We start from the raw sequence: 6,000 nt of genomic DNA on the forward strand, positions 1-6,000 counted from the left end.
TTAAATTACTTGAAATTTTGTCATTTTTTAACATTGCTAAATCATCGCAAAATTTACAATATATAAGCCGAATTTGGTATACCCTTTCTGCGACGATGAAAACAAATTATAAAAAAATTGTAGAAACATATGCCATAATAAGCAAACTTTGCAGACATCTTGCAAAGAATATTTGCAACTTTAGAGCTGGAGCAATCTGAATGAGTTCGACCATTTTGGTGATTCATGGACCGAATTTGAATTTGCTGGGAAAACGCGAACCAGAAGTATATGGTCATCTTACCTTAGATGATATTAACCAACAACTTATTAGCCAAGCTCAACAAGCTTCACTCACATTAGATACTTTTCAAAGCAACTGGGAAGGTGCCATTGTTGATCGTATTCATCAGGCTCAAACTGAAGGCGTAGAACTTATTATTATCAACCCTGCAGCCCTCACCCATACATCTGTTGCTCTACGCGATGCCCTACTTGGCGTTGCCATTCCATTTATTGAAGTACATTTGTCGAATGTCCATGCAAGAGAGGCATTCAGGCATCATTCTTATTTATCTGATAAAGCAATTGGCGTGATTTGTGGTTTAGGTGCAAAAGGCTATCGTTTTGCACTCGATTACGCTATTGAAAAAATTCAACCATCTAACCCAAACTAGTTTAGGAATAGTCGCCCATGGATATCCGCAAAATTAAGAAACTCATCGATTTAATGATTGAGTCTGACTTGCAAGCGATCGAAGTTAAAGAAGGTGATCAATCAATCGCTTTAACTCGTCGCAATCCTGTCGTTGCTGCAGCTGGTGTAGCACTTCCGGCTGCTCCTGTTGCAGAAGCACCAGTTGCAAAAACACCGCGTGGAGCAGTTGAAACTTCTCCAATGGTTGGCGTGTTCTACGCTGCTCCAAGCCCAGGTGAAGCACCATTTGTTAAAGTAGGTCAAACAGTATCTGCTGGTGAAACTTTGGGTATTATTGAAGCAATGAAAATCATGAACCCAATTGAAGCAACTCAAAGTGGCGTGATCGAAGAAATTTTAGTAAAAAATGGTGAAGTTATCCAATTCGGTCAACCTTTATTCCGTTATCGCGCGTAATTACCCCGGGGACGTCTATGTTGCAAAAAGTTTTAATTGCAAACCGTGGTGAAATCGCTTTACGTATTACCCGGGCTTGTAAAACATTAGGAATCAAGACTGTTGGTATCTATTCAGATGCCGACAAGGATTTGATGCATTTACGTTTTGTTGATGAAGCAGTATGTATTGGTCCGGGCGCAAGTAGTGATAGCTATTTAAATATCCCGGCAATTATTACTGCTGCAGAAATTACCGGTGCTGATGCTATTCACCCGGGTTATGGTTTCCTTTCAGAAAATGCTGAGTTTGCTGAAATTGTAGAAAGCTCAGGCTTTACTTTTATTGGCCCACGTCCAGAACATATCCGCCTTATGGGGAATAAAGTTTCTGCGATTGTTGCCATGAAAAAAGCTGGCGTACCTACTGTACCAGGTTGCGACCATGCAGTAACCATCCACAATGCCTTGGCAGAAGCGAAAGAAATCGGCTTCCCGCTTATTGTTAAAGCGGCTTCTGGTGGTGGTGGTCGTGGTATGCGTATTGTTGAGCGTGTAGATACACTACTTGAATCAGTTCAAGCAGCGCAGCGCGATGCAGAAATGTGGTTCGGTGATGATACCGTTTACATGGAACGCTTCTTACAAAAACCTCGCCATGTCGAAGTTCAAGTTCTTGGTGATGGTAATGGTCATGCAATTCATTTATATGACCGTGACTGTTCATTACAACGTCGCCATCAAAAAGTACTAGAAGAAGCACCTGCACCAAACCTACCAGAGCAAGCTCGAGCTGATATTTTAGAAGCTTGTGTTCATGCATGTCAGTTGATGCAGTATCGTGGTGCTGGTACGTTTGAATTCTTATTTGAAGACGGTGAATTCTTCTTCATTGAAATGAATACTCGTGTTCAGGTTGAGCACCCTGTAACTGAAATGGTTACCGGTGTCGATATTATTGAACAACAGTTACGCATTGCTGGTGGCCTAGGACTAGAGCTTCAACAAGAAGATATCAAAGTTCAAGGACATGCAATTGAATGCCGTATCAATGCAGAAGATCCAACAACATTCTTACCTTCACCAGGTAAAATTGAAAGTTTCTATGCGCCAGGCGGCGCTGGTATTCGTTTAGATTCTCATATCTACCCAGAATACAGCATTCCACCTTACTATGACTCTATGATTGCTAAATTGATTTCTCATGGTAAAGACCGTGAAACTTCAATTGCTCGTATGCGTCAAGCGCTAGATGAAATGATCCTTACAGGAATTAAAACAAATATTCCTTTACATAAAGATCTTATTTTGCAAGATAAGAGCTTCTGCTCTCAAGCAATGGATATCCATTACCTTGAAAAACACTTGTTAAAGCAAGTGGAAGAAAAGAAAGCTGAAACTGCATAATAAAAAAAGCCTCTTATTTTTAAGAGGCTTTTTTTTATATCAACCATTTTATGGTAATACCCGACGTAAAGTCGCAAAGCACTGCTCACCCTTAGCCGTTGAACAGAAATTGATTGTATGGTCGTTTTTCCATTGTACAAAATATTGTGAGACATCACCTGTTTGGTCTTGTTTCTGACCAGAACAATCTACTTTATTATTGTCAAATTTAATTTGCATTACTAAAGCGGCTAGCTGCTCTTTAGGGTCATCAGATGGTTGATATTCATAAATACCATAAGACCATTCCTGACCGCTTTTGATCACTACATCATTACTACTACGAAAGTTATAATATTCCACACATTTCTTATTATTTGGAATTTCCATTCCCCACAATCCCATAATTTCAGGGCGCGTAACAATACGTATAGCATTAGGATTACTTGCAGTCCGAACGGGTTGTTCAGCTGGCTGTTGAGTAGCCGTTTCTGCCACAGCTAAACCAGAACAAGCCCACAATAATCCAATAATATAAATATTTTTCATAGATTTATTAATCATTAAACGCATGAAGTTAAGTTAGCATATTTTTTGACAAAATCACTGCTCCATAACCATATAAAAACAATATTTTTCAACTGTAACGTGTCACAACAAGTCATCAAACAATTTTATATTTACTTGCTTTTTTCAATATAAATTCTTTGTTTTGCATGATCTCAAGCTTAGGTAGTTGAAGAATCGACTTGTTTCGGAAGCCACTTTACAAAGCACAAACCTAAGAGCACAACCACGCTGGCACACATAAAGATGAGTTCACCAGAAAGAATTTTCCAGAAATGCCCAGCCAGAACACTACCGAAAGCTACACCTAACCCCCACATGGTACTATAAAGTGCTTGTCCACGCCCTTGCTGTCCAGCAGAAAAGTTTTGAAAAATAACTCTCATTGCGATCAAGTGAAATAAACCAAAACTAAAGGCATGTAAGCACTGCGCAAAAAGTTGACCAATAAAATAATGTGAAAATACTGCAACTAGCATCCAACGTATGCTCGTCACTAGCAGACACACTATCACTAAACTGCGCCACGAAAAACGTTGAAAAATCTTTGAGGCAATTGAAAACATAAAAATTTCAGCAAAAACGCCCATGGCCCATAAAAATCCAATTTCAGTCGTACTGAAATTCAAAGATTTCAGAAAATTACTATAAAAACTATAAAAAGGCGCATGTGAAAAAAGTAGAATAAATTCAATTGCAAAAAATGCAGCCACTGTTGGGCGCTTAAGAACAGGAAGTAAAGGTTCTAAATGTTTTTGGGAAGTAGGCGCGCTATCAGGTTCTCGGATTGTAAAAGACCAAATAAACGCTAGCGACGCGATAATTAATAGTAAAATTGGGAGCATTGAAATATGCACTATTTCTAAAATAGCCCCAATAGTGAATACCCCAACAATAAACCCAACCGATCCCCACTTACGAATTTTGCCGTAAAGTTTAGCTTTTTGATCATCCAACCAAAATAAAGTCACTCCCTCAAATTGAGCTAAAATCGCATTTTGAAAGAAACTAAAAATAAGCATAAGCAAAGCAACTGATTGAAAAGTATTTGGCACTATAAAAATAGCCAACCATATACATGACTCCATCCAAGTTGCTATCCGAACAAGCAACATCCGCTTACCAGATTTATCAGCAATCCAACCCCAAACTAAAGGCGCAAAAAAGCGAGTTACAATCGCAATTGATGATAAAACACCAATTTCTTGATAATTAAACCCCTGATCTTGAAGATATAAATTCCAATAAGGCATGAATGTGCCCACGATGGAATAGTAAAAGAAGTAGAATCCACCAAGTCGAGTTTGGATAGTAAGTGGTTGAAACAATTTATAAACCTTTGTATTTTCATGAGGTTAAAATTCGGGATAGCTGTCACGCTTGTAGCCATTTGTCTTTAGTACTACTAAGCATCCACAAATTTCGATTCGTAGATTCACCGAATAAAATACAATTAAACATATCAGAGCATCTGAGCTTTTCAATTTTAACACTTTGTTTTCCAATACAAATCATTAAATTATTGAGAATCGACTTGTCTCTATAAGTATTTTTTATTGATAAGAAAGAATAAATAAAGAAAAGAGAACTGTAATTTAATTTGTACAATCTGTTAACTTGTGTAAAAATACATTTAATATTCATAAGGTATATATTTATCAGATGTTTTTTCTTATTTTTTTAATTTGTCTTTTTCTGTTTTTACTCATCCTAAAACAACATTACCGCTAACTACTTATCACCCCTACCTTTTGTTTAAAAAAACCTATTTGCCTCTTTTAAATTAGAACAATTAAACACCAAATTTATAGACCACTTTTTAAATGCTAAGTGTTCAACTCAACCTCTAAAAATATATTCAACATTAAATTCCAATAAATAATTAATAAGTTACTGTAACAACTATCGCATCTGAGTAATTACCCGGAGCTGTTGAAATAGTGGTACCTTGCGGAATTTTTCCATAGACATTTGTACCCTGAGAATTGCCCGAACCTGTTTTAGAAACACCTCCAGAACCTCCAACTGCGCTTACACCACCAGTAGTATCCCATACCGCACTATAATTCGAGTTCTGATATAACTGATATGGGATATATTGACCACTACCATTTGTCATCTGCCTAAAGCCACCAGCAATACGGTTATTTCCATCCCCTAAATAAATACTATATGGCAGTCCATTATTACAGGTCGTATTTACCACTCCTTGAGCTGTATAATCACGAGTAGTCTTACCAATATCATTAATATTTCCAAAATCGACATTTGATGTTGAATCTATTTGACACAAACTTGGCACAACATAATTAGCAGTTATAGTGGTATTACCCGAGTCCCAACCTCCACCACTATCGCCCTCACACACAGTGCTAGAGCTTGCTTGCATGTCCCAAAATAGCTGAACCGTGCCAGTATAGGTTCCTTTAGGGTATGCCATGAGCGACCCTGTACGGGCTGGTACTTTTATATTTACAGAGTAACTAATAACATTATTTGAAGCGACTGTTCTTACTGGACCATACCAGACATTCGAATTTTGATTGGTGGTAGAAGACCCAGCTCCACCTACAGTTGCTGTGACGGTGTAAGGTAATGAAACACTGTTAATTGCATTTGTTGTTCCCGTAAATACAGTTTTCATACACATATAACCTGAAATTTCTGGTGTTGTACGCCCCCCATAACAACGTATTGTTCCCGTGTATGTCAGAACTGCATCATTGTTAATTGTTGCGGCAGTGTATGTGTATGTACCAGAAGGTGTCCCTGTAACTGTGCAACTTGCATGGGCAGAGTTAAAAAATGTAAAGATCAGGCATAGCAAGCTCATTCCCAAAAAATATTTCAGGATAAATGAAAGACCTTTAAAAGTTGTCGGCTGGTTAAAGCTAGCAATATTTATCGACATACATAAGGCCCCAATTTTTTAGCACTGTATTGCTTATTTTCATACGCAAAATCAACTTGGCATGA

Annotated in this window: 7 protein-coding genes; 3 read left to right on the forward strand and 4 right to left on the reverse strand. The window is 37.9% G+C overall.

Features of this window, described 5'->3' with window-relative positions:
* Positions 1-200 precede the first annotated feature (200 nt).
* From aroQ to accC, 3 genes are read left to right on the forward strand one after another with little or no spacing between them, the layout of a single operon-like run.
* On the forward strand, positions 201-656 hold the full coding sequence (gene aroQ, locus J536_RS09845) for a type II 3-dehydroquinate dehydratase (RefSeq protein ID WP_017480934.1): 456 nt from the start codon (positions 201-203) through the stop codon (positions 654-656).
* Between the two features lie 17 nt (positions 657-673).
* The gene (accB, locus tag J536_RS09850) at positions 674-1,093 is read left to right on the forward strand and encodes an acetyl-CoA carboxylase biotin carboxyl carrier protein (RefSeq protein WP_000354611.1); all 420 of its coding nucleotides are present in this window, start codon (positions 674-676) and stop codon (positions 1,091-1,093) included.
* 17 nt (positions 1,094-1,110) lie between these two features.
* The gene (gene accC / locus J536_RS09855; protein WP_002115704.1) at positions 1,111-2,478 is read left to right on the forward strand and encodes an acetyl-CoA carboxylase biotin carboxylase subunit; all 1,368 of its coding nucleotides are present in this window, start codon (positions 1,111-1,113) and stop codon (positions 2,476-2,478) included.
* Between the two features lie 48 nt (positions 2,479-2,526).
* Here the strand turns inward: accC and J536_RS09860 are convergent, their stop codons facing one another.
* The 4 genes from J536_RS09860 to J536_RS26480 form a co-directional block, all read right to left on the reverse strand.
* Complete coding sequence (locus J536_RS09860) at positions 2,527-3,030, reverse strand: hypothetical protein (RefSeq protein ID WP_002115710.1); 504 nt, start codon at positions 3,028-3,030, stop codon at positions 2,527-2,529.
* Between the two features lie 155 nt (positions 3,031-3,185).
* A complete protein-coding gene (locus J536_RS09865; protein ID WP_205625442.1) occupies positions 3,186-4,352 on the reverse strand; it encodes an MFS transporter in 1,167 nt (388 codons plus the stop codon).
* 554 nt (positions 4,353-4,906) lie between these two features.
* Entirely contained in the window at positions 4,907-5,935 is a 1,029-nt protein-coding gene (locus J536_RS09870; RefSeq protein WP_032055808.1) for a spore coat U domain-containing protein, read from the reverse strand.
* The coding region (locus tag J536_RS26480; protein WP_416202123.1) for a hypothetical protein at positions 5,926-6,000 on the reverse strand (75 nt) is incomplete at its 5' end. The genes J536_RS09870 and J536_RS26480, both read right to left, overlap by 10 nt.

This window comes from Acinetobacter sp. 809848 (genome assembly GCF_000581275.1).
GTDB lineage: Bacteria > Pseudomonadota > Gammaproteobacteria > Pseudomonadales > Moraxellaceae > Acinetobacter > Acinetobacter pittii.